This is a genomic window from Streptomyces sp. Xyl84 (assembly GCF_059731885.1).
Window position 1 is genome coordinate 214,191 of record NZ_AP029182.1, and the last position, 24,893, is coordinate 239,083.

Annotated in this window: 20 protein-coding genes; 10 read left to right on the top strand and 10 right to left on the bottom strand. The window is 74.7% G+C overall.

What is annotated here, in order from left to right; genetic code table 11:
- Window positions 1–147: 147 nt before the first annotated feature.
- A complete protein-coding gene (locus tag AC6I72_RS00935; protein WP_497998677.1) occupies window positions 148–1,071 on the bottom strand; it encodes an alpha/beta hydrolase in 924 nt (307 codons plus the stop codon).
- A 44-nt stretch (window positions 1,072–1,115) separates the two neighbouring features.
- Here AC6I72_RS00935 and AC6I72_RS00940 point away from each other — a divergent pair, with 44 nt between their 5' ends.
- Entirely contained in the window at window positions 1,116–1,592 is a 477-nt protein-coding gene (locus AC6I72_RS00940) for a MarR family winged helix-turn-helix transcriptional regulator (protein ID WP_497998679.1), read from the top strand.
- Window positions 1,593–1,992: 400 nt separating this feature from the next.
- Window positions 1,993–4,509, top strand: coding sequence for an ATP-binding SpoIIE family protein phosphatase (locus AC6I72_RS00945; protein WP_497998681.1), 2,517 nt, complete (start codon window positions 1,993–1,995; stop codon window positions 4,507–4,509).
- Here AC6I72_RS00945 and AC6I72_RS00950 read toward each other — a convergent pair.
- Complete coding sequence (locus AC6I72_RS00950) at window positions 4,478–5,317, bottom strand: alpha/beta fold hydrolase (RefSeq protein ID WP_497998683.1); 840 nt, start codon at window positions 5,315–5,317, stop codon at window positions 4,478–4,480. The genes AC6I72_RS00945 and AC6I72_RS00950 overlap by 32 nt on opposite strands.
- 141 nt (window positions 5,318–5,458) lie before the next feature.
- Here AC6I72_RS00950 and AC6I72_RS00955 point away from each other — a divergent pair, with 141 nt between their 5' ends.
- Both AC6I72_RS00955 and AC6I72_RS00960 read left to right on the top strand, forming a co-directional pair.
- A complete protein-coding gene (locus AC6I72_RS00955) occupies window positions 5,459–5,938 on the top strand; it encodes a MarR family winged helix-turn-helix transcriptional regulator (RefSeq protein WP_497998685.1) in 480 nt (159 codons plus the stop codon).
- Between the two features lie 142 nt (window positions 5,939–6,080).
- A complete protein-coding gene (locus AC6I72_RS00960) occupies window positions 6,081–7,700 on the top strand; it encodes an SDR family oxidoreductase (RefSeq protein ID WP_497998687.1) in 1,620 nt (539 codons plus the stop codon).
- Window positions 7,701–7,865: 165 nt separating this feature from the next.
- Here AC6I72_RS00960 and AC6I72_RS00965 read toward each other — a convergent pair whose 3' ends face one another.
- From AC6I72_RS00965 to AC6I72_RS00995, 7 genes are all read right to left on the bottom strand, one after another.
- Window positions 7,866–8,765 carry a restriction endonuclease gene (locus AC6I72_RS00965; RefSeq protein ID WP_497998689.1) on the bottom strand — a complete coding sequence of 300 codons (900 nt, stop codon included), beginning with the start codon at window positions 8,763–8,765 and terminating at the stop codon, window positions 7,866–7,868.
- A gap of 105 nt (window positions 8,766–8,870) precedes the next feature.
- Window positions 8,871–9,311, bottom strand: a complete 441-nt coding sequence (locus AC6I72_RS00970) for an ATP-binding protein (RefSeq protein WP_497998691.1) — start codon at window positions 9,309–9,311, stop codon at window positions 8,871–8,873.
- A 121-nt stretch (window positions 9,312–9,432) separates the two neighbouring features.
- Window positions 9,433–10,212 carry a DUF1206 domain-containing protein gene (locus tag AC6I72_RS00975; RefSeq protein ID WP_497998693.1) on the bottom strand — a complete coding sequence of 260 codons (780 nt, stop codon included), beginning with the start codon at window positions 10,210–10,212 and terminating at the stop codon, window positions 9,433–9,435.
- A 271-nt stretch (window positions 10,213–10,483) separates the two neighbouring features.
- Complete coding sequence (locus tag AC6I72_RS00980; protein ID WP_497998694.1) at window positions 10,484–13,462, bottom strand: FAD-binding and (Fe-S)-binding domain-containing protein; 2,979 nt, start codon at window positions 13,460–13,462, stop codon at window positions 10,484–10,486.
- Between the two features lie 53 nt (window positions 13,463–13,515).
- Entirely contained in the window at window positions 13,516–14,718 is a 1,203-nt protein-coding gene (locus tag AC6I72_RS00985; RefSeq protein ID WP_497998696.1) for an anhydro-N-acetylmuramic acid kinase, read from the bottom strand.
- Between the two features lie 271 nt (window positions 14,719–14,989).
- Window positions 14,990–16,552 carry a sodium:solute symporter gene (locus AC6I72_RS00990; protein ID WP_497998698.1) on the bottom strand — a complete coding sequence of 521 codons (1,563 nt, stop codon included), beginning with the start codon at window positions 16,550–16,552 and terminating at the stop codon, window positions 14,990–14,992.
- Window positions 16,553–16,561: 9 nt separating this feature from the next.
- Window positions 16,562–17,656, bottom strand: coding sequence for an N-acetylglucosamine kinase (locus tag AC6I72_RS00995; protein ID WP_497998700.1), 1,095 nt, complete (start codon window positions 17,654–17,656; stop codon window positions 16,562–16,564).
- Between the two features lie 225 nt (window positions 17,657–17,881).
- Between AC6I72_RS00995 and AC6I72_RS01000 the strand changes: the two genes are divergently transcribed.
- The 6 genes from AC6I72_RS01000 (at window position 17,882) to AC6I72_RS01025 (ending at window position 23,350) form a co-directional block, all read left to right on the top strand.
- Window positions 17,882–18,826, top strand: coding sequence for a MurR/RpiR family transcriptional regulator (locus AC6I72_RS01000; RefSeq protein ID WP_497998703.1), 945 nt, complete (start codon window positions 17,882–17,884; stop codon window positions 18,824–18,826).
- Between the two features lie 87 nt (window positions 18,827–18,913).
- Complete coding sequence (murQ, locus tag AC6I72_RS01005; protein WP_497998704.1) at window positions 18,914–19,822, top strand: N-acetylmuramic acid 6-phosphate etherase; 909 nt, start codon at window positions 18,914–18,916, stop codon at window positions 19,820–19,822.
- Between the two features lie 28 nt (window positions 19,823–19,850).
- Complete coding sequence (locus tag AC6I72_RS01010) at window positions 19,851–20,066, top strand: hypervirulence associated TUDOR domain-containing protein (protein ID WP_497998706.1); 216 nt, start codon at window positions 19,851–19,853, stop codon at window positions 20,064–20,066.
- Window positions 20,067–20,107: 41 nt separating this feature from the next.
- Window positions 20,108–20,695: a DUF488 domain-containing protein gene (locus tag AC6I72_RS01015; RefSeq protein ID WP_497998708.1), complete on the top strand. Its 588-nt coding sequence runs from the start codon at window positions 20,108–20,110 to the stop codon at window positions 20,693–20,695.
- Window positions 20,692–20,976, top strand: coding sequence for an MGMT family protein (locus tag AC6I72_RS01020; RefSeq protein WP_497998709.1), 285 nt, complete (start codon window positions 20,692–20,694; stop codon window positions 20,974–20,976). The genes AC6I72_RS01015 and AC6I72_RS01020 overlap by 4 nt, the downstream gene beginning before the upstream one ends.
- Before the next feature lie 484 nt (window positions 20,977–21,460).
- Window positions 21,461–23,350, top strand: coding sequence for an ATP-binding cassette domain-containing protein (locus tag AC6I72_RS01025; protein WP_497998711.1), 1,890 nt, complete (start codon window positions 21,461–21,463; stop codon window positions 23,348–23,350).
- A gap of 66 nt (window positions 23,351–23,416) precedes the next feature.
- On the opposite strand, the gene AC6I72_RS01030 is transcribed toward AC6I72_RS01025, so the two are convergent.
- Entirely contained in the window at window positions 23,417–24,646 is a 1,230-nt protein-coding gene (locus AC6I72_RS01030; RefSeq protein WP_498004544.1) for an MFS transporter, read from the bottom strand.
- Window positions 24,647–24,893: the final 247 nt, after the last annotated feature.

The following is a 24,893-nucleotide window of genomic DNA, read 5'->3' on the forward strand; positions in this document are numbered from 1 at the left end:
GCGGCCGGCCGGCGGAAGACGGGTGGCAGGGTCAGCTCGATCACCCGTCAGCGGGATCTGGAACCGGTGCGGCCGGCCGTGCAGGGCGAGCGAGAGGAGCCGGCCCGCGCCGGCACTCGCACGGAGCCGGTCGGCGCCCCTCGCCCCTCACGCTGACGCAGGCCGCGCCGTGTCCTTCGCGCGGACGCGCTGGGTGAGGAAGAGGGCCGCGCGGTCCAGTGCCTCGTCCGCCTCGTCCAGGACCCCGGCGAACGCCTGGAACACGTGCGGCACGTCGGCGGTGACGTCCAGGATGACGTCCGCTCCGGCCGCCCTCGCCCGCGCGGCGAGCCGCGTGGAGTCGTCCAGCAGGAGCTCGTTGGTGCCCACCTGGAGCAGCATCGGGGGGAAGCCGGTCAGATCGGCCAGGACGGCCGGGCTGAGCAGCGGCTGGTGCGGGTCGGCTCCGGCGAGGTACATCGCCCCGGTGTGGTCGAGGGCGCTGCGGGTGAAGACCGGGTCGATGCCTTCCTTGGTGTCCATGCTCTCGCCCGTCCGGGTCGCGTCGAGCCCCGGGGAGAACGCCACGAGGGCGGCGGGCAGCGGGAGGCCCGCGTCGCGTGCGGCCAGGCAGGTGGTGACGGCGAGGCCGCCGCCGGCGGAGTCCCCCGCGAACGCGATGGCCGAGGGGTCTTCCCCGCCGTCGAGCAGTGCGCGGTAGGCACTGAGGGCGTCTTCTGTCGCGGCGGGGAACGGATGCTCCGGGGCGAGCCGGTAGTCCAGCGAGTGCGCCTGGAAACCGGTCCTGACCACCAGGTGTCCGGTCAGCGACAGGGCGGTCTCCGGGGACCCGAACACCCAGCCGCCGCCGTGGAAGTACAGGATCGTCCCGGCCCGCCGCCCGGTCTCCGGCTCGACACGCAGCGCGGGCCGGTCGCCGAGCGTGGTGGGCGTGGTGCGTATGCCGCCGGGCACGGCCATCTGGGCCATCAGCGCCCTGAAGTCGGCGCGCAGCGCTTCGGCCGACCGGGGGCCCTCGGGCCGCGGCGTCCGCATCATCGCGTCCACCCGGGCACGCTGTTCCTTGCTCATGGGTGTGCTCCCCTCACTGAGTACCTTCCGATACACTATATGCCATGGAAGATAAATCAACGGGTGGCGCGGTCGACCTGCCGGTCCTCTTCTCCGACCTCGTCCGGTGCGAGACCCGTCTGTACAACGCCCTCAACGACCGCCTCCGTGAGCGGCACGGGATCGTCACCTCGCAGTTCGAGGCCCTGCGTCACCTGCGTGACCACCCCGGGGCCCGGGTGGCCGACCTCGCCGCCGAGTTCGCCGTCGGCATCGGGGCGACCAGCAAGAGCGTCGACCGCCTGGAGAAACAGGGGTGGGCCGCCCGGCAGCCGAATCCCTCCGACCGCCGGTCCTCCCTGCTGACCCTGACCGGCGCCGGCTCGCGGCTCGTCGACGCGGCGGAGGAGACGTTCAGCGACACGCTGGCCGAGCTGATCGGAGCCACTCTCGACGCCTCCTCGGTGGCCGCGGTCGCCCGGGCCCTCGCGACGCTGCGCTCCGCCCTCGAGGGCGGCCGGATCGGCGCGCCCACCGGCTGACCGCCTCCTGACGGTGGCACACCGGGGCGCGCGGGGCCGGGGCACGCCGGGCAGCCTTCGCGCCGGCCACCAGTCGCCGACCGCCCCTTGCGGATCACCGGTTGCGGCCACCGGTCGCCGGTCGCCGGTATCAACCCGCCCCGGAGGCAACGGATTCGGACCCCGAGGTCTACGACCAGAGCGGGCGGCACGACGACCCGACCGCCGTTCTCGTGCCCTCCGCCGTGGCAGGCGGGTCCACGGGCGAGCGCCGTGCGGAGGGGACGAGGTGGCCCGCCGGTGGAGGAGGACTTACCGTGGTGTCACGGAGCAGCGACCGGCGGCGTGACCGGCCGCCGGGTCACGACGGCAGCGGGCGGACCCCGGCGAGGGCACACCGCTGCGCCTGGAAGGACCACGCATGGCCGATGCCGCCGCGCGGCGCCCCGGGACCCGGCCGGCTCCGCTCCCCGGGGAAGCGGCCGCGCGCCGCCCGCCGCGTACGGGGATCGCCCTGACGGACGCCCGAGGGCGGGTGCACCACTGGGACGGCGGGGCCGAGGAGCTGACCGGGATCGGTGCGGGCGAGGCCCTGGGGCGGGAGCTGGCGGACGTGCTCGCGTCCTCGCACGGATTCCGCCACCGGCTGGCCCGTGCGCTCGACGGCGTCGCACGCTCGGGCGAGCCCGGTGATCCCCTGCCGCTCCCCCGCACCGCCGGACGCCGCGTCGTGCGGTTGCACCCGCTGCGTCCGCCCGGCACCGTGGCCGCCGTCTTCTCGGACGCCACCGGACCGGCGCGCGGGGACGAGCGCAGCGAGCTGCTGGCCGCGGCCTTCGAGAGGTCACCGGTTCCCACCGCCGTCTTCGACGCCGGCCTGCGCTACGTCGGCGTCAACCGCGCCCTGCAGGCGGTCAACGGCCTCCCCGAGCCGCCGCATCTGGGCCGGTCGATCACGGACATGCTGCTGTCCTTCGGTTTCACCGCCGAGCAGGCCGCCCGGGTGCAGGCCGTGGCGGCGGAGGTGAGGCGCACCGGCACACCGGCGCAGGACACCCTGTTCACCTCCGCACCGGACTCCGTGGCGCCGAGCGGCCGCTGGTGGAAGACCCGGTGGTACCGGCTGGAGGGCCCGCGGGACCGGGTCCTGGGCGTCGGTGTCGACGTCACCGACGTGACCGCACGCGAACAGGTCGCCGCCCAGGCGCGGGCCGGCCAGCAGCGCCTGGCGCTGCTGGCGGGCGCCGGCCGCAAGGTGGGGACCACGCTGGACCCGGACCGCACGTGCAGGGAACTGGCGGAGCTGTTCGTCCCCGCCCTGGCCGACCATGCCGCGGTCGACGTCGTCAGCTCGGCGCTGCGCCGGGGGCGGCCCCTGTCCGGCACGTGGGACGCGCCGCTGGAGCTGCGCAGGGTCGCCCTGCGCACGCACGGGCCGGCCGCGGAACGGCTGCGGGCCGCCGTCCACGGTGTCGGCCGCACGTTCACCGTGCCCGCCTCATCGGTGCTGCACCGGTGCGTGGCCGGGAACCGCCCGATCCTGCTGGCCGACCTGCGTGCCGCCGCACGGGACCGGGGTGTGCGCGATCTGCCGGCGATGAAGGCCGGCACGGACAGCGGCATGACCTCGATGCTGCTGGTGCCCCTGTACGCCCGCGCCACCCCGTTGGGCGTGGTCCTCCTCGCCCGGTACCAGGACCGTCCCGCCTTCGAGGAGGACGACCTCTCGCTGGCGGCTGAGCTGGCGGCGCGGGTGGCGGTGAGTCTCGACAACGCCCACCTGTACGAGCGCGAACGGGAGGTGGCCGCGACCCTGCAGCGCCGGCTGCTCCCGCAGGAAGCGGCGCACCGGCCGGGTGTGCACACCTGCCATCGTCACCTGGCCGATCCTCAGACGCCCGGTGCCGCGGGCGGTGACTGGCTCGACGTCGTGCCGCTGCCGGGTGTGCGGACCGCACTCGTCGTGGGCGACGCCATGGGCAAGGGCGTGGAGGCGGCGGCCCTGATGGGGCAGCTGCGCACCAACCTGCGCTCCCTGCTCACCCTGGGGATGCCCGCCGACGAGGCGCTGTGGAATCTCGACCGGCTGGTGTCCCAGGCCGAGGAGTCCCCGCTGGCGACGTGTCTGGTGCTGGTCTACGACCCGGTCAGCGGCCGGTGCACCGCCACCTCGGCCGGTCATCCCCCGCCGCTGGTCCGCTTCCCCGACGGCAGCACCTCCTACCTGGAGGTGCCCCCCGCCGTGCCGCTGGGTGTCGGCGGTGTGCCCTTCGACACCGTGGACATCGATCCCCCGGACGGAAGCCTTCTGGTGCTCTACACCGACGGCCTGGTGCAGGACGGCGGCTGCGACGTCGGCGGCGGCATGCGGTGGCTGCGGGACACGGTGCGCGGCCACCGCGGCGACGTGGCGGCCCTCTGCGACCGGCTGGTCGGCCCACCCGCCACCGGCCGGCGCGAGGACGACGTCGCCCTGCTGGTGGCACAGGTGCGGACACTGCCGCGCGGCGACGTCGTCTCCTGGGACCTGGCGGCGGATCCCGGCGCCCCCCGCCGGGCCCGGCACCTGGTCGGCCGGCAACTGGCCGCCTGGCACCTCGACGACCTCGTCGACATCACGGAGCTGCTGGTCAGCGAACTGGTCACCAACGCCGTACGCCATGGCACGCCGCCCATCACGCTGCGGCTGCTGCGTCTGGACCGGCTGCGCTGCGAGGTGTCCGACCACGGCCGGATGCTGCCCCACATGCGGCTGGCCGGGCCGGCCGACGAGGGCGGCCGGGGCATGCACATCGTCAGCATGCTGGGGTGCCGCTGGGGCGCGGACCGCACCAACGACGGCAAGACCGTGTGGTGGGAACAGGACCTCGGGACCGGCTCGGACCGGACGGGACCGGAGGCGCCGCTCAGGCCAGGAACTCCCCCAGCACCCGGTTGAGTCCGTCAGGCCGCTCGGTCGGGAGGGAGTGGTGCGAGGCGCCGGGCAGTATCCCGACGGTGGCGGCGGGGAGGAGACGTCGGGCCCGCGCGGCCACCCGTCGCGCGTCGTGGGCGCGGCTGCGCTCGGCCAGGAGTACCAGCGTCGGAACGGTGAAGTCCCTCAGATCCTGTGCCGCGGGCCGTCTCATGGCGACGACCTTCGACCGCCGGGCGGTGGCGGTGCTCTCCAGGAAAGCGGCCCACACCGGATCCTGCGGGTCACCTCCCGTCTCCCACCGGTGGAACGCCCGGATGCGTCCGGGAGCGGGCTTCAGCAGCATCGGCAGCGCCCGTAGGAGGTAGCGCGCCCCCAGACCGGCGAAGCAGCCGGTGGGATCGAGCAGCGCGAGCCGCCGGACCCGGTGGGGCGCGTGCAGTCCGTACATCAGGGCGATCCAGGCACCGTAGGAGTGGCCGCACATCTGGACGCCGTCCAGGCCGAGTTCGCCGAGGACGCCGTCGAGCCAGGCGGTCAGGTCGGCGGCGCCGCGCAGGGGTGCCCCGTCGTGCACGCTGCGGCCGATGTCGCCCATCAGGTCGAGGGCGTGGACCCGGTGGGTGCGGGCCAGGTGGCCGACGGCCGCGAACCACGCCACGGAGGTCGCACCGCCCCCGGGCAGCAGCACGAGGGGTGTGCCGTCCTCCGGCCCGCAGACGTGGACCCGGGTGCTGCCGTAGGCCGACGGCACCTGCCTGCTGAGCACCTCCACGGGCCACCGCCGCAGGACGGCGTCGTACGCCTCGGAGAAGTCCGGCACCCCCGTCACCTCCGAGTCGGCACCTTGACGTCCGGCACCTTCGACTCCGTCCTCTCGCCCACGGTCCCCACCCCCGACGCCTCGCCCCATGATTGCTCGACCTACGATAATCTCGATGCCCGAGATATTGAAGTCCGATCGGAGGAGACGGTGGACCACGACGCACCCGGTCTGCAACTGGTGCACCTGCTGCGCGCCGTGACCGTGGAACTGAACCTGTCCGCGGCGGAGTTCGCCGCGGACAACGGGCTGCACCCCACGGACGTGCGCGCGCTCATCCACCTGCTGGACGCGGACCGTGAGGGCGTCACCGCCACCGCCGGCCGGCTGGGTACGCAGCTGGGGATCAACTCGGCCTCCACCACCGCGCTCATCGACCGGCTGGAACGGCTCGGCCTGGTCCGCCGCGAGCGCGACACCCGCGACCGACGCCGGGTCCTGCTCACGGTCACCGACAAGGCCGTCGCCCTGGGCTGGTCCTTCTTCGGGCCGCTGATCAGGGAGATGATCGCCTCGATGGACTCCTTCGACGCGGCCGACCTGGCGGTGGTACGCCGCTTTCTGCTGGCCATGCGCGACGTCGCCGCCGCGGCGCGAGAGGCCGGGCGAGAGGACACCGCCGGGCGGTGAAGGCCGGACGGTGAAGACCGGGCGGTGAAGGCCGCGGCACCGGCCGGTGGAGACGGGACCGGGCGGTTAGGAGCGGCGCACGCGGCTGCCTGCGGGAGGCGCGCACGCGCCGTGGAGCCGATGATCGTACCCAACGGGCGGCATGCCGTCGGAGCGATCGGTGGGAGAGGCGCGCGTGGACACGGACTCGGAGCGAAGTGGTGAACGCCTGCACTGCCTGGTCACCGGGGCGTCCGGGTACGTGGGCGGGCGGCTGGTGCCGGAACTGCTGAAGGCGGGCCACCGGGTCAGGTGCCTGGCCCGGTCCCCCGGCAAGCTGCGCGACCATCCCTGGGCGCCGGACGTCGAGACGGTCCGGGGCGACGTCACCGACGCGGCCTCCCTCGCCTCTGCGATGCGCGGGATCGACGTCGCGTACTACCTGGTGCACGCGCTCGGTACCGGATCGGGGTTCGAGGACACCGACCGCCGTGCGGCCCGGACCTTCGCCGAGCAGGCGCGGATCGCCGGTGTGCGGCGGATCGTGTACCTCGGAGGGCTCACCCCGCAGGGCGTCCCGGAGCATGCCCTGTCCCCGCATCTGAGGTCCCGCGCCGAGGTCGGGCGGATCTTCCTGGAGGGTCCCGTCCCGGCCACGGTGCTGCGGGCGGCCGTCGTCATCGGCTCGGGCTCGGCGTCGTTCGAGATGCTGCGCTACCTCACCGAGCGGCTGCCGGTGATGGTGACCCCCAGCTGGGTGCACACCCGCATCCAGCCCATCGGGATCCGCGACGTGCTGCGCTACCTCGTCGGCTCGGCGGCCATGCCGCGGGACGTCGACCGGGCCTTCGACATCGGCGGCCCGGACGTCCTCACCTACCGTGAGATGATGGGCCGCTACGCGGCCGTCGCGGGGCTGCCACACCGGCTGATCCTGCCGGTGCCGGTGCTCACGCCGGGGCTGTCCAGCCACTGGGTCGGTCTCGTCACCCCGGTGCCCGCGTCGATCGCCCGGCCGCTGACCGAGTCACTGCGCCACGAAGTGGTCTGCGCCGAGCACGACATCTCCCGCTACGTGCCCGACCTGCCGGGCCGTCCGCTGCCCTTCGACGAGGCACTCGCCCTGGCTCTGCGCAAGGTGCGCGAGGCGCAGGTCGCCACCCGGTGGTCGTCGGCCGCGCTGCCCGGGGCACCCAGCGATCCGCTGCCCACCGACCCGGACTGGGCCGGTGGCAGCCTCTACGAGGACGAACGCGAGATGCCGGTGAACGCGTCCCGGCAGTCGCTGTGGAAGGTGATCGAGGGCATCGGCGGCGACAACGGCTGGTACTCCTTCCCGCTGGCCTGGGCCGTCCGCGGCTGGCTGGACCGCTTCGTCGGCGGTGTCGGCCTGCGCCGCGGGCGGCGTGACGCCGAGCGGCTGCGCGTCGGCGACTCACTGGACTTCTGGCGGGTCGAGGAGATCGAGCCCGGCCACCTCCTGCGGCTGCGTGCCGAGATGCGGCTGCCCGGCCTGGCGTGGCTGGAGATGCGCGCCGAGACGGACGAGGAGGGCCGCACCCGCTACCGCCAGCGCGCCCTGTTCCACCCGCGCGGCCTGCTGGGCCACGCCTACTGGTGGTCCGTCTCGCCCTTCCACGCCCTCGTCTTCGGCGGCATGGCCCGCAACATCACCCAGGCCGCCGCCAAGGGAATGAGCGCCCGGGGACCACGGCCGCCCGCCGGGCGCCTCCGCTCCTCCCGCTCGGGGCGGACAGGGCGGACAGGGCGAACGCGGCCGTAGGAGCGTCCACGGCGTGCCGTCAGGCGGCACCGGCCGGGAGCCGGGGTCACCTGTCGGCACACCCCGGCCCCGGCGACCCTCCGAAGGCTTCCGGGACAGCGGCGCCGAACCCCGCGTCACGCCTCCAGGGGACCGGGCCCGAAGGCCGCGCCGCCACCGGTCCGGCTACCGCCTGTCCGGGAGCTCGACGCCTGTCCGCTCCCAGGGCGCCGGTCCGGTGCCCTCGCACCACGCCCGCAGGTCACGGCCGTTGACGCAGATGATGCCGCACTGGCGTGCGTACTCCAGGGCGGGTGCGGTGAAGTCGCTGGTCGTCACCACCGCCGCGACGTCGGCCTCGTGGATGGTGAAGCAGGTCCCCCCGAACCGCTGCAGGTCCTGCGATCCGACCTTGTTCGCTTCCTCGTAGTGCTTGCACTGGATCACCACGCGCCGTCCGTCCGGTGCGACCGCGGTGACGTCCGCCCCCAAGTCGCCTGCGCCGCCGACCACTTCGGCCTCCCGGCAGGCGTCACGGGCGCACAGCTCGGCCACGGCCCGCTCGAAGCCGTCGGGGTCGAGCGCGGCGTGGACCGCCACCTGGTCGAGCGGAACCGTCCGCGCCTCTTCGTCCAGGTCCGGCGCGAAGGTGACCGCCTGCGCCGGGGCCTCTCCCGCGATGCTCTGCGTCCCGCCGCGGGCGGTCAAGGCGGGCTCGACGGCGTCCGGTGCGGCCGGCGCGCCGCCCCCCACGGCCGGCGGTGCGGCTTCCTCCACCGCCGTCTCGCCGAGGCTGTCGGACGCCCGCTCGGCCGCCTCCTCCAGCGCCCTCGCGGCCCGGCGCGCGCATCTCGCCGCGGAGAAGCGGCGCCACCGGGAACGGAAGAGCACCACGGCCACCGTGCCGGCCAGGGCCAGTTCACCGGCCCACAGCGGACGGCGCTCGACCACGCCCAGCAGGAGCCGTACCAGGAAGGCGAAGACGCACAGCAGGATCGCGAGCAGCAGGAAGAACAGGGCGGTCGTGCGCAGATCAAACCGTCGGTCGCGGCGCACGCGGGGTATGCGGCTCACGGGCTGGGTCATGCGGCTCTGCCTTCCTCCTGGGCGGCGGCGAAAGTCCTCCACGCCTGTCCGAGACGACGGCGGCCACGGCCGGCCGTGCTGCTGTGCGGGCGGCCCGGCGCCGCCTCACGCCTCGCCGGGACGGTCACCGCCGGACGGGTCCGGCGCCGGGGGCCGGAAGCACGCGGTGACCATCTTGCCGTCGGGGCACGGGTGGGCCTGCCAGGTGTCGGCCAGCGCGTCGACGAGGAACAGGCCGCGTCCACCGGTGCGTCCGGCACTGGGCGGGCGGGGCGTGGGCAGGTGCGGGGAGGAGTCGTGGACGCTCACGTGCAGGCACCGCTGGTCCCAGGTCATGACGAGCTGGGCACTGCTGCGTGCGTGGACGTGGGCGTTGGTCACCAGCTCCGAGACGGTGAGCAGGACGTCGTCCGCCGTCTCGGGCAGACCGGTGGTCCAGCCCAGGTCCTCCAGGTGGCCGCGGGCCCACTCCCGGGCCGTCCTGACCCCGCTCGAGACGGGCAGCGACCGTGCCCAGCCCACCGCGCGTACGGACGCTCCGCTCACAAGTTCCTCCTCGGTCGATCCATCCTGTGCCTGCGTGTGCCTGTTCCCGGCTCCTGCCCGGGAGGCGGTTCCTCCGCGCCCGGCCGGTGCTTCCGGGTGTCCTCACCGCCGGCGGTCGTCCTCACAGTCGACGCCAGCGCGCGTTGCACCACGAGAAGGCACCGAACGCGGCCAGCCCCAGAGCGATCAGGGCGAGCAGCCAGGGACCGGCCGGCAGGTCCCTGAACGAGCGCAGCGTGTCGTCCATCCCCCTGGCCCTGCCGGGCTGGTGCCGGACGGCGGCCACGACGGCGAACACCCCGGCGACGGCGAAGACGACGCCGCGGGCCGTGCCGCCCGCCACCCCGAGAAAGTCGGTGACCTGCCGGGCCCGGGGGGACATGGCCCCGGTGCGCAACCGCTCGCGGAACTTCTTCCGCACGGCCCGGACCGCGATCCACAGCCCGGCGGCCACCACGGCGGCGCCCGCCGCCCCGACGATCCACTGGCCGGTCGGCCAGCTCAGCACCGTGGCGGTGACGTCGTCGGTCCGCCGGTCGGACGATCCGCTGCCGCTGCCCTTGTCACCGGCCGCGTAGGAGAGCACGGAGAAGGACACGAAGGCGTAAAAGACGCAACGGGCCGCTGCCGCCGCCCGCTTGGCGGGCTTCGCGCCGTCCCGGCCGGCTCCGCCGACCACGGCCTCCGACAGCCGCCACAGCGCCATGCCCGCCAGCGCGACGCCCACGGCCCACAGCATCACCGAGCCGAGGGGCTTGCCGGCCAGCTCGCCCAGCGCGCCGCCGCGATCGGCCTGCCGGCCGTCGCCGTCACCGTGGAACGCGATCTGCAGCGCGATCACGCCCACGAGCACGTAGATCAGTCCACGGGCCGCGAACCCCGCCCGGGCCGCGACAGCCATCGCCGTGCTGTCGGCCGCACGGCGGGCCTGCCCCCGTCCACGCAACGCCATTGCCCCTGTGTCCATGGGTCCCCGATGCCCCCGGACCCGCGTGTGACACCCGTGCGCCCCGAAGTGCCCGGTGCACCGGCCTTCTTCGCGGTCCCGTCGTCGCGGCGCGCGGCCGGTCTCCGGCCCGGGGGTGCGTGAGGCCGCCCGAGCCGGCCGGAGGTCCGCCGCACGCGGAGCTGCGAACGAATGGGGAGCCGGGCGCCCCTTTCGTTCGGAACTCTCAGGCCGTGGCGGCGTCCAGGAGTTCCAGGACGTGCCGGTAGGGGCGGCCGGTGGCCCGGGTCATGCCCATCTCGCAGGTGCGGTTGCAGGAGGCGTACGCGTCGTGGGCGCGCGAGGTGACCTCGGCGGCCTGGGCGGCGGTGGCCGCGGCGGTGATCTCCGGGTGGAGCAGGCCGCGGTCGCCGGCGAACGCGCAGCAGCCCCAGCTGTCCGGGACGGTGACCTCCTCGCTCACGGCCGCGGCCACGGTGCGCAGGGCGTCGTCGGCGCCGAGGTGCACGGTGGAGCAGGTGGGGTGCAGGGCGAGGCTGCGCAGGCGGCGGGGCTCGGGCAGTGCGGGGAGCAGGTGCTCGGCGGTGAAGACGACGCTGTCGACGAAGACCAGGGCCGCGAAGCGGGACCGTTCCGGCTCCGTGAGGGCGCCGGCGAGTTGCCCGAGACCGTGCGTGCACGAGGAGGCGTCGCAGACCACGGGCAGCCTGCCGTGGCCGGTGGCCTTCCAGAGCGTGTCCAGGGTGCGGGCGGCCATGGTGCGGTGTCCGTCCGTGTACCCCTTGGACTGCCAGGGGGTGCCGCAGCACAGGCCGGACAGTTCGGGCACGGTGACGGGGACGCCCGCGCGCTCGCACAGCCGCAGGAAGGCCGCCGCCGAGCCCCCCGCCCCCTCGAACGCCCCTCCGGGAGCCCCCGGTGACGCCTCCTGCGACGCCGCCTGGGGAGCGAAGACGCTGCCGATGCACGCGGCGAAGAACACCGCCCGGGCGCCGGCGGGCCGCCGGGGGCCGGGACGGGCCGGGCCGCCGCGCGGGATGTCGTCGGCCCAGGCGGGCACCAGGTCCGACGCGCCGAGTCTGCGGGCCGCGCCGGTGGCGGCGCGCGCCGCGGGGCCGGGCACGGCATGGGCGGTGTTCAGCGCGGCCCGCACACCCTTGACGGCGCCTGCCCAGTGGCGGGCCACGGCGGTACCGGCCCGCTGCGCGGCGGCGCCGTGGCGCTCGGCGCGCAGCCTCTTCATGACCGCGCCGGTGTCGATGGTGACCGGGCAGGCGGTGACGCAGAGGCTGTCGGCCGCGCAGCTGTCGACGGCCGCGTAGGCGTAGTCGGCTTGCAGGGCCCGGCGCCGTTCGTCGTCGCCCGCGGCGGCGGCCAGCGCGATCTCGCGCCGCAGGGCGATGCGCTGGCGCGGTGTGGTGGTCGCGTCCGCGGTGGGGCAGACCGGTTCGCAGTAGCCGCATTCCACGCATGCGTCGACGGCCGGGTCGACCTCCGGGACGCTCTTGAAGCTGCGCAGGTGGGCGGTCGGGTCGTCCTCCAGGAGCACACCCGGGTTGAGCACGCCGTGCGGGTCGCACAGCCGCTTCAGCTCCCGCATGACGTCGTACAGCTCGTCGCCGTACTGGCGGCGGACGAAGGGGGCCATGGCGCGGCCCGTGCCGTGCTCGGCCTTCAGTGTGCCGCCGGCGTCCAGGACCAGATCGACCATGGCGTCGGTGAAGCGTGCGTAGCGCTCGATCTCCCGGGCGGAGTCGAAGTCCTGGGTGAGCATGAAGTGCAGGTTGCCGTCGCGGGCGTGCCCGAAGACCACCGCGTCCTGGTAGCCGTACCGGTCGAAGAGGCCGGTCAGGCCGTCGCAGGTGGCCGTCAGCCGCTCCATGGGCACCGCGATGTCCTCCAGCAGCGCGGTGGTGCCCGGACGCCGGGCCCCCGCGACCGCGGTGTACAGGCCCTTGCGCAGGTGCCAGAGCCGGGCCCGTACGCGCGGGTCGCGCACGAGCCGGGTGTCGCCGACGGCGGGCAGGCGGTCCAGGACCGGCCGCACGGCCGTCATCCGCTCCTCCAGCAGTTCGGCGCTGTCCTCGGCGAACTCGACCAGCAGGGCGGCGTGCCGCTCGACGCGCAGGCCGCGCAGCGCGTCGACGGCGTCCGGGGCGTGCTGCGCCACGCGCAGGGACGCCGCGTCCAGGAGTTCGGCGGTGCGCGCCCCCGCGGCCAGCAGCGCGGGCAGTGCGTCGGTGGCCTCGGCGAGGCCGGGCAGCACCAGCAGTCCGGTGGCGGTGTGCGGCAGCAGCGGTACGGTGCGGAAGACCGCCTCGCCCACGAAGCCGAGGGTCCCCTCGCTGCCGATCATCAGGTGGGCGAGCACGGCGGCCGGCTCGGTGTGGTCCAGGAACGCGTTGAGGCCGTAGCCCATGGTGTTCTTCATCGAGAACAGCCGCTCCACGGTGGCGCGGGAGGCGGCCGAGCCCCGTACGCGGTCGCGCAACCGCCGCAGCCCGGTGTGCAGTTCGGGCTCGCGGGCGCGCAGCGCCTCGTCCGCGTCGGGGGCGGCGGTGTCGACGACGGTGCCCGAGGGCAGCACGAACCGGAGGGACTCCATGGTGCGGTAGGCGTTGTCGCGGGTGCCGCAGTTCATGCCGCTGGAGTTGTTGGCGACCAGGCCGCCGATGGTGCAGGCGGACTCGCTGGCCGGGTCGGGGCCGAGCCGGCGCCCGTACCGGGCGAGCCGCGCGTTGGCCTGACGGACCGTCAGTCCCGGTTGCAGCCGGATGCGCAGGCCCTCGTCGAGGACCTCGGCCCCGCGCCAGTGGCTGCGTACGTCCACGAGGATGCCCTCGCCGCCCGCCTGCCCCGCGAGGCTGGTGCCGCCCGAGCGGAGCGTCAGGGGTACTCCCGCCGCGCGGGCGCCCGCCATCAGCGCGCCCACCTCAGCCGCGGTGGCGGCGCGCACGACGGCCTGCGGGGTGAACAGGTAGGGCGAGGCGTCGTGGGCGGCCGCGACGCGGCGGGGCACCTCGGTCGTCACCCTGGCCGGGTCGCCGACGCACCGGGCCAGCAGCGCTGCCAGCCCTTCGGCTCCGGTCAGCCCTCCGGCTCCGGCGGGTCCTTCGGCTCCGGTCAGCCCTTCGGTTCCGGCGGGTCCTTCGGTTCCGGCGCGGCGGGACGGGACGGCGGGGGGCGGGACGGCGGAGGTGCTCATGGTTCCTCGGGGGAAGGAGGTGGGCAGGGGGTGGCTCCGGCGGGTGCGCCGGGTCAGCCGGTGCGCGGTCGGCCGATCGCGGGGACGGGGCCGGTGATCCGCAGCCGGTGCGGTGGGCGGGACGCCGGCCGGGGCAGACGCAGGGGCCCGTGGCCGGGCGTGATGCTGCCGAGCAGCGTGGCCCGGCGGGCGCCGGTGGCCGACGGGAGCGTGCCGGGCAGGCCGTTGACGGTGAGATAGCCGAGGACGGCGAAGGCGAGGGCCTCCTTGGCGTCGGAGGGCACGCCCAGCTCGTCGCTGGGGCGCAGCCGCACGCCGGGCAGTTCTTCGGCGATCATGCGCATCAGCACCGGGTTGCGCAGACCGCCGCCGGAGACGACGAGTTCGGTGACCCCGTGGGCGCGGCAGGCGTCGGCGACGGTGACGGCGGTCAGCCGGGTCAGGGTGGCCAGGACGTCGTCGGTGCCCGGGGTGGGCGCCGCTTCCAGTGCGCGCCGGAGGTAGGGCAGGTGGAAGTGTTCCTTGCCGGTCGTCTTCGGCGCGGGCCTGCGGTAGTAGGGGTCGTCGAGGAGGACGCGGAGCAGTGCGGGGCTGGTGCGGCCGGCGGCGGCCCGGCGTCCGTCCTCGTCGTAGGCGGCGGCGCCGTCGGTGACGTGGCGTACGGCGGCGTCCAGCAGGGCGTTGGCCGGGCCGGTGTCGAAGGCCAGCGGTTCGGCACCGGGCGCGAGGACGGTGACGTTGGCGATGCCGCCCAGGTTGAGCGCGGCGGGTGTGCCGGCCAGGGCGCGCAGCAGCAGGGTGTCGGTCATGCCGACGAGCGGGGCGCCCTGCCCGCCCGCGGCCACGTCCCTGCTGCGCAGGTCGGAGACGACCGGGAGGCCGGTGGCCTCGGCGATCCAGGCCGGCCGGCCGAGCTGGAGGGTGCCGCGGACTATGCCGTCCTCGACCCAGTGGTGCATGGTCTGGCCGTGCGAGACGACGAGGTCCGCGGTGCCCTCGCACAGCTCGCGCAGGGCCCGGCCGGCGGCCTCGGCGAAGGCCCGGCCGACGCCGGTGTCCAGGGCGCAGATCGCCTGGGTCGTCGTGGCGGCCGGCGGCAGGGTGGCGGCGATCAGGTCCCGTACGTCCGCCGGGTAGGGGACGGAGAGGTGTCCCAGGGGCCGCAGGAGCAGGGTGTCGCCGTCCAGGGTGAGGTCGGCGGCGGCGGCTTCGATGGCGTCGTAGGAGGTGCCCGACATCAGGCCGATCACACGCACGGCGCCTCCCGGTGCACGGTGCGCCCCGGGGGCGGGGTGTGCTGCGGCATGGTCTCTCCCAGGAGGTCGTGGGGCCAATCGGGACGGGCGGCGCCCGGCGGTCGGGCGGCGGTGCGAGGGCGTCCGGGGACCGCCGGGGCGACCGGGGCAGGCGGGGTGGCCGGGGCGGTCCAGGTGGCCGGGGCCGTCGCTGCCGTCGGGGTGGCCCGGACAGTCGGGGTGGCCGAGGCGGCCGGGGCTGCGGCCCGGGCCGGGCGCGGGGCGCGCGCCGTCATTCCCGGCCCGCCGCGGCGGTGACGCGCTCGGGGCCGGCGCCCGGCTCGCCGTCGCCGGTGTCCGCCGCCGGGGCACGGTGCAGCAGGCTCGTCAGGCCGCCGACGGCCAGGGTGACCAGTACGCCGATGGGTACCAGCCACTGGGCGGCGATCCCGGTGGGCACGGTGACGCCGGCCACGGTGACGTCGATCTTCACCTCGCGCACGATGTACGTCATCACGCCGACCGTCACCAGGAACGCCACGACGGCGTCGGCCTCACCGGCCCGCCGGACGATCCGTCCGAGCAGGAACGCGCCGAGCAGCGCGCCGTAGGTGTAGCCCGCGATGGTGAGGCCGGTGAGGTAGACGTTGCCGGTGCTGGTGCTGAAGGCGCAGGCGAAGACCGCCATCAGCACCGCCCACACCAGCGTCATCACCCGGGCCAGCCGGAGCAGGAACTCCTCGGAGGGTGTGCCGCGGAAGAAGCTGTGGATGATGTCGGCGACCGTCGAGTTCGACATGGAGTTCAGCGCGGAGGACAGCGATCCCATCGCGGCGCCGAGGATGCCCGCCACGAGCAGGCCGGAGATCACCACGGGCAGCCCGTGCAGGATGAACTCGGGGTAGAGGTTGTCGGAGCTGCTCAGGCCCAGTGCCTTGAAGTCCTTGCCCTGGTTGTACGACCACAGCAGCGCGCCGACGAGGGAGAAGGCCGCGAACTGGAGGGTGACGAAGACACCCGAGGCGATCATGGCCTTCTGCCCGTCGCGCAGGGTCCGGGTGGCCAGGATGCGCTGCACCATCAGCTGGTCGGAGCCGTGGCTGGCCATGGCGAAGATGGCGCCGCCGATGATGGCGGTGGGCAGGGCGAAGGAGCTGGTGAGGATGTGCGCCGCGCCGAAGTCGGTGTCGAAGAGCTTGAACCGGCCGGCGTGCAGGGCGTCCGCGAAGCCGGCCCCGCCGACGTGGGCGGACAGCACGGCGATGGCGAGGACCGCGCCGCCCACGTACAGCGCCATCTGGATGGTGTCGGTCCAGATGACCGCCTTGATGCCGCCGAGGTAGGTGTAGACGACGGTGATCACGGTGACGGCGATGATGATGACCCGGTAGCTCGCGTGCACGCCGAACTCGTCGAGCAGCAGCTTGATCGGGATGGCCGAGGCGAACAGCCGTACGCCCTCGGCGAGCAGCCGGGTGAAGACGAAGGTCACCGAGGCGAGCCCCTGCAGTTTCAGCCCGAACCGGCTTCTCAGGTACTGGTAGGCGCTGACGAATCCGCCGCGCTTGTACAGCGGGATCAGCACGGCGGCCACGACGACGCGGCCGATCACGTAGCCGAGGGCGAGTTCGACGTTGCCGAAGCCCTGCCCGCTGTAGGCGCCGCCGGGGACGCTGATGACGGTGAGCACGCTGGTCTCGGTGGCCACCACGGAGAACGCGACGGTCCACCACGGCATGTGGCCCTCGCCGACGAAGTAGTCCTTCGCGGTCTTCTGCCGGCCCGCCAGTCTGAGGCCGATCACGGCGATCGCCACCAGGTAGACGACGACCACCACGAGGTCGAGTTGGCGCACGCTCAGCTCCTAGGCAACGACCGGCGGGGTCACCGGCGGGGTGGGGACGGTGGTGGAGGGTGCCGACCGCCGTACGCGGGCGACGTGGGGTTCGTGGGGTGCCGAGGCGTCCAGGGCCAGCAGGCGGGCGCCGTCCAGCGGGTCGCCGAGCGCGGGCCGCACGTCGAGGGCGAGCGGGGAGCCGGCGAGGGAGGCCCGCAGCGGGCCGAGCAGTGGTTCTCCAAGGCCGGTGAGCCCGCCGGTCAGGGCGACGGGCAGGGGGGCGGCTCCGGTGCCGGACGGGGGCGCGGTCGGGGCGAGCGGGGGCGTGCCGGGCAGCGGGCCGGACGGGGTGGCGGGCAGGGCGGTGGCGCCGCCGATGCGGCGGGCGGCGGCGAGTACGGCCTCGCCGAGTGCCGCGGCGGCCTCGCGCAGGACGGCCGCGGCGCTCTCGTCGCCCGCGGCGGCCACGCGGGCCACGTCGGGTGCGAAGGACGCGGCGGTACGGGCGGGGTTGCCGTCCCTGTCCAGGGCCGCGGGCAGCCGCTCGGGGTCGCCGAAGCGTTCCACGGCGGCGGCCAGCAGCGCGGTCGCCGGGCCGCGTCCGTCGTGGGCGCGCAGCGCGGCCCGCAGTCCGGCGGCCCCGATCCACGCGCCGCTGCCCTCGTCGCCGAGCCAGGGGCCCCAGCCGTCCACGCGGGCGTACGTTCCGTCGTCCCCGATGCCGAGCGCGACGGAGCCGGTGCCGAGCGCGAGCACGACACCGGGGCGGGTGCCGAGGGCGCCGGCGTGCGCGGTCACGGCGTCGCTGGTGACGGCCACCTCCTGCGCCGGCAGGTCCTCCAGGAGCCGCTGGGCCAGGTCGCGGGCGGCCTCCGGGGCGCTGGCGGCGCCCGCGGCACCCACGCAGAGGGCGTCGGGACGGAACGCGGGCACTCGTTCCAGGAGCGGGAGGACGGCGGCACGCACGGCGGCACGCGCCGCCGCGACCCCGTCGCCGGTGGCCAGGCCGGGGGCGCCGGGCACCTCGTGGACCCCGCCGAGCGGGCGGGCGGGAACGTCGTCGTCCCACAGCACGGCACGGCAGCCGGTCTTGCCGAGGTCCACCGCCACTGCTGATGTCATACAACACGCCTTCGTGTGCTCCGGGGATCCGTCGCGTCGGGCGGTCACGGCACGGCCGGGGACGGCCGGTGCGGTGACGGGCGCGGATCGCGGTCCAGTGAGTATCAGAACCCCGGCCTCCGCATGTCAATAAGTAACCTCTCGAAATTTGGTCCGTAACTTTTTGACGTCGCCCGCGCGGTGTGATTACCGTGTCGCTCACCCACCCAGGAGGGAACGGCCCCCATGCCCCAGCAGGAACCACCCCGTCCCGCCGCGCCGGCGCCGGACACCACCGCGGCCGGGACACTGGCGGGCATCAGGGCGGCGCTGCCCGCCCTGGCCCCCTCCGAACGACGGGTGGCCGAGGCCGTCCTGGCCGATCCGGCGCAGGCCTCGGAGCTGTCGATCAGCGCGCTGGCCGGGCGGGCGGACACCTCGGTGGCCACGGTGATGCGCTTCTGCCGGACCATCGGGATCGCCAACTACCCGCAGCTGCGCCTGGCGCTGGCCGCGGCGGCCGCCCGCGAGCACGCCCTCGGCGGGGAGCGCCCGGCACCGGTCACCGACATCAGCGCCACCGACACGCTGGACGAGATCGTCGGCAAGATCATCTACAACGAGGTGCACGCACTCCAGGACTCGGGGGCCGCGCTGGACACCGAGGTGCTGGGGCGGGCGGTGGACGCGGTCGCCCGGGCCCGGCGGATCGACATCTTCGGTGTCGGAGCCAGCGCGTTCGTCGGCCAGGACCTGCACCAGAAACTGCACCGCATCGGCCGTACGGCGTTCGTGTGGACGGACCGGCACGCGGCCCTCACCGCCACCGCCCTCCTCGGCCCCGGTGACGTCGCCCTGGCCATCTCCCACTCCGGGGAGACCGAGGACACCGTCGAACCGCTGCTGGCCGCCGCCGGACACGGTGCCACCACGATCGCCCTGACCAACGTGCCGCGCTCCACCCTGGCCAGGGGGGCGGACCTCGTGCTGACGACCTGCGCCCGGGAGACCCCCTTCCGCTCCGGCGCGACCGTCAGCCGCATCGCCCAGCTCGCCGTCATCGACTGCCTGTTCGTCGGTGTCGCCCAGCGGTCCTACGACGCCACGACGGCGGCGCTGGAGAAGACCTACGGAGCCGTCCAGCACCGCAGACGCTCCCCGTCGCAGCGCCGCTCCCCCGCCGGCGACTGACCCGGACCACTCCGTTCACCCCCCGCTCGCACCACCGCCGGCCCTCCTCACGCCCAGCCCCGCCCGCACCGAAAGGACGACCGCGCCGTGGACCTCAGCACACTCGGTACCGAGACCCGCAACGAGCGGACCACCGAACTGGACCGCATGCCGGTCCTCGACCTGCTCTGCGTGATGAACGCCGAGGACCAGAGCGTCGCCCTGGCCGTACGGGGCGCCCTGCAGGAGATCGCGGCGGCCGTCGAGGCGGTCACCGAGTCGCTGCGTCAGGGCGGCCGTCTGATCTACCTGGGCGCCGGCACGAGCGGCCGCATCGGCCTCCTCGACGCGGTCGAGTGCCCTCCGACCTTCGGCACCTCCCCCGACCAGGTCGTGGGTGTGCTCTCCGGCGGCCCGGGCGCCTTCGCCGTCGCGGTCGAGGGCGCCGAGGACGACCCGGCCAGGGCCGCCGCCGACCTGGACGAGATCGGCGTGGGCGACCGGGACACGGTCGTCGGGCTGGCCGCCAGCGGCCGTACCCCCTACGTCATCGGCGGCCTCGAGCATGCCGCCGCCAAGGGCGCCGTGACCGTGTCGGTCGCCTGCAACGCGAACGCGGCCGTCAGCCGCTACGCCGACATCCCCATCGAGGTGCCCACCGGCCCCGAGGTCGTCACCGGATCGACCCGGCTCAAGGGCGGCACCGCCGAGAAGATGGTGTGCAACATGCTCTCGACCGCCTCGATGGTGCGCCTCGGCAAGGTCTACGGCAACCTCATGGTCGACGTACGGGCCAGCAACGACAAGCTCGTGGACCGCGCCCGCCGCATGGTCGCGCAGGCCACCGGCACCGACCCGGACACGGCGGCCGAGACCCTGCGCCGGGCCGGCGGCCACGCCAAGACCGCCATCGTCATGCTCCTCGCCCGCTGCACCGCCGAAGAGGCCGCCCGGCGCCTGGAGCGGGCCGGCGGCGACACGCGGGCGGCCGTCGCCGCGGCCCCTTCCGGAGCATGAAGGGACGGCGCGCGGGCACCCGCCCGGCATGTCCCACACGCAGCAGTTCGCCGTCGGAGACCATGTCCGGTGGAATTCGGAGGCCGGACACGTCCAGGGCGTCATCATCGAGAAACACACGCGGGACGTGGACTGGAAAGGGCATGTGCACCGCTGCTCCGAGAGCGACCCGCAGTACGAGATCAAGAGCGACAGGACCGATCACATCGCCCTGCACAAAGGCGGCGCGCTGACGAAACTGTAGGGCGACGTCGGGGTGTTGCGGGCGAGGCGGCGGGACGACGGATGACGAACCGCATCTGCACGGTGGGGCACTCCACGCGTGGTTTCGGCGAACTGCTGGAGATGCTGCGCGGCAACGGGATCACCTGCCTGGCCGACGTCCGCTCGTTCCCGTCGTCGAGGAAGTACCCGCAGTGGAACCAGCCGGCGATCGTCGAGTCCCTGCCCGCCGACATCGGCTACCGGTGGATCCCTCGGCTGGGCGGCCGACGGCACACGCCGAAGGGGGTGGCGAGCGCGAACGGGGCGTGGCGGGTCAAGGCCTTCCGCGACTACGCCGACTACATGGCGACCGACGCGTTCGCGGAGGGGCTGGAGGAACTGCTCGGGCTGGCGGAGCACGGAAGACCGGCGATCATGTGCAGCGAGGCGGTGCCCTGGCGCTGCCATCGCAGGCTGATCACGGACGCTCTGATCGTCGCGGGCGCGGAGGTGGTGCCCATCATGTCGGCCACCACGGCGAAGCCCGCGGTGCTGAACCCGGACGCGCGGGTGCGGAACGGGCGTCTGACCTACCCGCCGGACCCGCCGGACCCACAAGATTCCCCGGATCCGCCAGGTCCGCCCGGCCCGTCGGTGAGGGCGCGATGAGCCTCGTCGAGGATGTCCGGGAAGCGGTCCTCGCCGTCCCGGCCGGGTCCGTCGCCTCCTACGGCGCCGTCGGCAGGAGGATCGGGGCGGGACCGCGGCAGGTGGGACGGGTCATGGGGCTGCTCGACGAAGGCGTCCCCTGGTGGCGTGTCGTCCACGCCGACGGGACCCCGGCCACCTGCCACGGCGGCCGGGCGCGGGAACTGCTCCTCGGCGAAGGCACACCGATGCGGGGGACGCGGGTGGACATGGCGCGGGCGCAGCACCGCTGGGGGCCCTGAGCGGGGGTGCTCCCGGGCGGTGACGTTCCGGACGCCCGTGCGGGCACGGTCTGCTCGGCCCTCCCCCGGGCGGGGAGGCGCTGGAACCGGTGGCGATGACGCCGAGCGCACGCCGTCCGCGCCGTGCGGACCGGGCCGACGACGGCCTCCCGTCCGGCCGGGTCACCGTCTCCATCCCGGCCACCGCCTGCCGGCCGCGGTGTCCGATCGGGCGTACGACGGGGGCGTACGTCTGCGGCCCACGCCCCGGTGAACGGCCGGGGGCGGGATGCCGGTCGGGGTCGTCAGGGGGTGAAGACCGGCGTTTCGGCCACCCGGGGCACCGCGGCAGCGGCCTGAGCACGGTGGCCGCGCGGCCGGGCCCTTGCCCTCCAAGGGGCCCAGGGCGTCCGAGACCGAGCGCGTTCGATTCACGTTCCTCCTCGTTGAGCCGGGCACCGCCGGGCCACGCGGGCGCGGCGCCGACCCACGAGGAGGAACCCGGATGTCCGCGACCGACGCCGGCGCACAGAGCGCTGAGACGCCGCCGCCTCCCCCGCCGGCCACCATCACCTTCGAGGGCCAGCACGGGAAGAACCCGCTGGCAGAGGCCAGTTTCGGCGCCCTGTGCCGGCGCCTTCCCGGGGTGCTCGGACGCACCGCGCGCATGGCCTGGGCCGTCGACAGGCCCGGTGTCGTCCTCCTCCTGGTGTGCCAGTGCCTCGGCGGTGTCACCGCCGCGCTCGTGCTGGCGTTCACCGCGCGGGCGATGACGCACATCCTCGGCACCGGCACGGTGCCCGAACGCCTGCACGGCGCCCTGCCCGCGCTGATCGTCGTCACGTCCGCCGCGGGCGTCGGCCGGATCAGCGGCGCCCTGTCCTCCTACGCGGACGGGCGGATCACCCCGCTGCTGACGACCGAGGCGGACATCGCCCTGGTCTCCGCCGTGTGCCGGGTCGAGGCGTTCGCCTACGGCGAGGACGGGTTCGCCGACCGGCAGGAGGCGGCCGAGGTGGGCGTCACCCGGACCCGGCTGATGGTCCAGGACGCGCAGCGGTTCATGGCCGCGCTGATCCGGATGACCGCCGCGGGCGGTGTCATCACCGCGCTGCACCCGCTGATGCTGCCGCTGCTCCTGCTGGCCGTGCTGCCGGCGGGCGCGGGCGCCGTGCTCACCGCGCGCGTCGACTACGAGACCCACTACCTGAACGTCGGTGACCGCAACGTACGCGGCATGATGCGCTGGTGGGCCACCTACTCCCGGCACGGGGACGAGGTCCGGGCCAACGGCATGACGGGCTACCTGATCCACTGGTACCGGGTCCTGTCGGACCGTATCGACGCCCGTGTGCTCGCCGCCGCGCCGCGCATGCTGCGCATCACCCTGGCGACGAGCGCCCTGGGCGGGGTGTTCCTGCTCGCCGCCTGGGCGACCCTCGCCTGGCTGGCGGCCACCGGGCGCGTGGCCCTGCCGGTCGCGGCGACCGCAGTCGTCGCCGTGCAGACTACGCTGGGCGCGCTCTCCCAGTTCGTCATGCACGGTGCCGCCATGTTCCACACCTCCCTGTACCTCGCCGACATGCGGTCCTTCCTCGACATGGCCCGCGCACGCGCCCCGCGCCGCGGCGAACTGGCCGTTGCCGAGCGCGTGGCGGAGATCCGCCTGGACGAGGTCACCTACCGCTACCCCGGTAAGGACGAACCCGCCGTGCACGGTGTGTCGCTCACGCTGCGCCGCGGTGAGATCCTGGCCGTCGTCGGTGAGAACGGTTCGGGCAAGTCCACGCTGGTCAAGCTCATCACCGGCATCCTGCTCGCCGACAAGGGCCGCGTCCTGTGGGACGGTACCGACCTCGCCGGCGCGGACCCGGACGCGGTGTGGCGGCGCACCGCCCTGGTCCCGCAGAACTTCGCCTGCTGGCCGTTGCGCGCCCGCGAGAACATCACCCTCGGCCAGCCGAGGACGTTCGACGACGGCCCGGTGTGGGAGGCGGTCGACGCCGTCGGCATGCGCGAGGCGGTCGAGAAACTGCCCCAGCGGCTCGACACGCTGCTCGCCCGGGAACTGTGGGGCGGGGCGGAGCTGTCCGGCGGCCAGTGGCAGCGGCTGGCCTGCGGGCGCGCGCTCTACCGGCAGACGCCGCTGCTGATCCTGGACGAACCGACCTCACAGATGGATCCGCGGGGCGAGCACGGCATCTTCGCGCGGATCAAGGCCATCGCCGCCGACCGCATCACCGTCATCGTCACGCACCGCCTGGAGAACACCAAGGTCGCCGACCACATCGTCGTCATGGAGCAGGGGCGCGTGACCGAGCACGGCAGCTACGAGGATCTCGTCCACGCGAGCGGCACCTTCGCCGCGCTCCTGCGCCTGTCCCAGGACCGCTGACCGACCGCCACCCCTGCCGCGCCCCGCCGGCGGCACCTGTCGTCCGGCGGGGCGTGTGTCAGAGGTTCAGCGGCGGCTGCCGGCGCGGCGGCCCCCCGACGAGCGCGGGGCCCTGGGGAGTTCGGCTCGCCGTACCGCGCCGGAGGCCAGGGTGACGGTCGCGCCCAGGGCGCCGAGGACGCCGCAGCCGACGAAGACCGGGGCGGCGCCCCAGGCGCCGACGGCGGCCCCGGCCAGCGGGTAGCCGAGGGGCGCGAGCCCGACCATGGTGAGCATGACGACGGAGGTGACCCGGCCGAGGAAGGCCGGGTCCGCCGCGGTCTGGATGAGCACGTTGTCCAGGCCGCCGAAGACTCCCGCGTTCAGCCCGATCACGGCCGCCAGCACCACCGCGGTCCACAGGTGCGGTACGAGGGCGATGGCCGCCGCTCCCGCCGAGCCCGCCAGGAGCGTCACGGACAGCACCAGGCCGGCCCGCGGCAGCCGCCCGGCGACGGCGAGCAGCAGCGCACTGGCGGCGGCTCCGGTTCCGAAGGCGCTGACGATCCAGCCGTAGCCGGAAGGGCCCCAGCCGCGCTCGGCGTTGAGGAGCACCAGGCCGACGTTGAGGGTGCCGGCCAGGCCGAGTTCGCAGATGGCGCCGGCGACGACGAGCGGGCCGATGAGGGGATGGCGGCGGATGTAGCGGAGGCCTTCCAGCAGGTCCGCCCGTGCGGTGCCGGGCTCCGGCCGTCGCCCGCCGCCCGGTTCCACGGGCCGTATGCGTATCGTCAGCAGCAACGGCAGGGACAGGGCGAAGAGCAGGCCGGCCAGGGCGAAGGCCGTGGCGGGTCCGCCGAGTGCCATGGCCAGACCGCCGGCCGGCGGGCCCGCGATCTGGCTCAGGCGCAGCGCGAGCGAGCGCATGCCGGCGACCCGGGCCAGCTGGTCCGGCCCGGTGATCCGCGGCGGGAGGGCGCCGACCGCGGGGACGAACAGAGCGTCCACGGCGCCGAAGAGGAGCGCCAGGGCGACGAGGATCCACAGGGCCGGGGCGGTCAGGGCGACGGCGGCGGCCACCGCCAGGATGAGCAGACAGCGCAGCGCGTCGCTGGCGAGGATCACCCGGCGCGGGTCGGTCCGGTCGGCCACCACTCCCCCGCCGAGCATGAGCAGGGCCCGTGGCAGAGCGCCCGAGGCCATGACGAGGCCGACCTCCGCGGGCCCGGCGGCCTTCTGGGCGGACCAGCCGAGGGCGACGAAGTACACGCTGTCGCCTACGAGGGAGACGGTGTACGCGCTGAGAGCTGCGAACAGAAGTGGGTTCCGATCAGCGGGCGGTGTCCGGTGCGTGCGATCGCAAGGCGCCGGAAGGTCCTTGTAGCGGAGCTACCAGGGCCTTCCGGCAATGCGGCGAGGGCGCGTGCCGGGCGCCGCCCGCCGGGGCCCACTTCTGTTCGCAGCTCTGAGCCAGCGCAGGACGTTGCGGTCGCGGTGGGCCGGTGCGGGGGCGCGTGCGGGCAGGGCTGTCTCTGCGGTGGCCATGGCGGGCTCCGTGGGCGTC

Bases quoted from the DNA above. Each gene is read 5' to 3' on its own strand.
- AC6I72_RS00935 (WP_497998677.1), bottom strand. From the start codon at position 1,071: ATGAGCAAGGAACAGCGTGCCCGGGTGGACGCGATGATGCGGACGCCG.
- AC6I72_RS00940 (WP_497998679.1), top strand. From the start codon at position 1,116: ATGGAAGATAAATCAACGGGTGGCGCGGTCGACCTGCCGGTCCTCTTC.
- AC6I72_RS00945 (WP_497998681.1), top strand. From the start codon at position 1,993: ATGGCCGATGCCGCCGCGCGGCGCCCCGGGACCCGGCCGGCTCCGCTC.
- AC6I72_RS00960 (WP_497998687.1), top strand. From the start codon at position 6,081: ATGCCGTCGGAGCGATCGGTGGGAGAGGCGCGCGTGGACACGGACTCG.
- AC6I72_RS00965 (WP_497998689.1), bottom strand. From the start codon at position 8,765: ATGACCCAGCCCGTGAGCCGCATACCCCGCGTGCGCCGCGACCGACGG.
- AC6I72_RS00975 (WP_497998693.1), bottom strand. From the start codon at position 10,212: ATGGCTGTCGCGGCCCGGGCGGGGTTCGCGGCCCGTGGACTGATCTAC.
- AC6I72_RS00980 (WP_497998694.1), bottom strand. From the start codon at position 13,462: ATGAGCACCTCCGCCGTCCCGCCCCCCGCCGTCCCGTCCCGCCGCGCC.
- AC6I72_RS00995 (WP_497998700.1), bottom strand. From the start codon at position 17,656: ATGACATCAGCAGTGGCGGTGGACCTCGGCAAGACCGGCTGCCGTGCC.
- AC6I72_RS01000 (WP_497998703.1), top strand. From the start codon at position 17,882: ATGCCCCAGCAGGAACCACCCCGTCCCGCCGCGCCGGCGCCGGACACC.
- AC6I72_RS01010 (WP_497998706.1), top strand. From the start codon at position 19,851: ATGTCCCACACGCAGCAGTTCGCCGTCGGAGACCATGTCCGGTGGAAT.
- AC6I72_RS01015 (WP_497998708.1), top strand. From the start codon at position 20,108: ATGACGAACCGCATCTGCACGGTGGGGCACTCCACGCGTGGTTTCGGC.
- AC6I72_RS01020 (WP_497998709.1), top strand. From the start codon at position 20,692: ATGAGCCTCGTCGAGGATGTCCGGGAAGCGGTCCTCGCCGTCCCGGCC.
- AC6I72_RS01025 (WP_497998711.1), top strand. From the start codon at position 21,461: ATGTCCGCGACCGACGCCGGCGCACAGAGCGCTGAGACGCCGCCGCCT.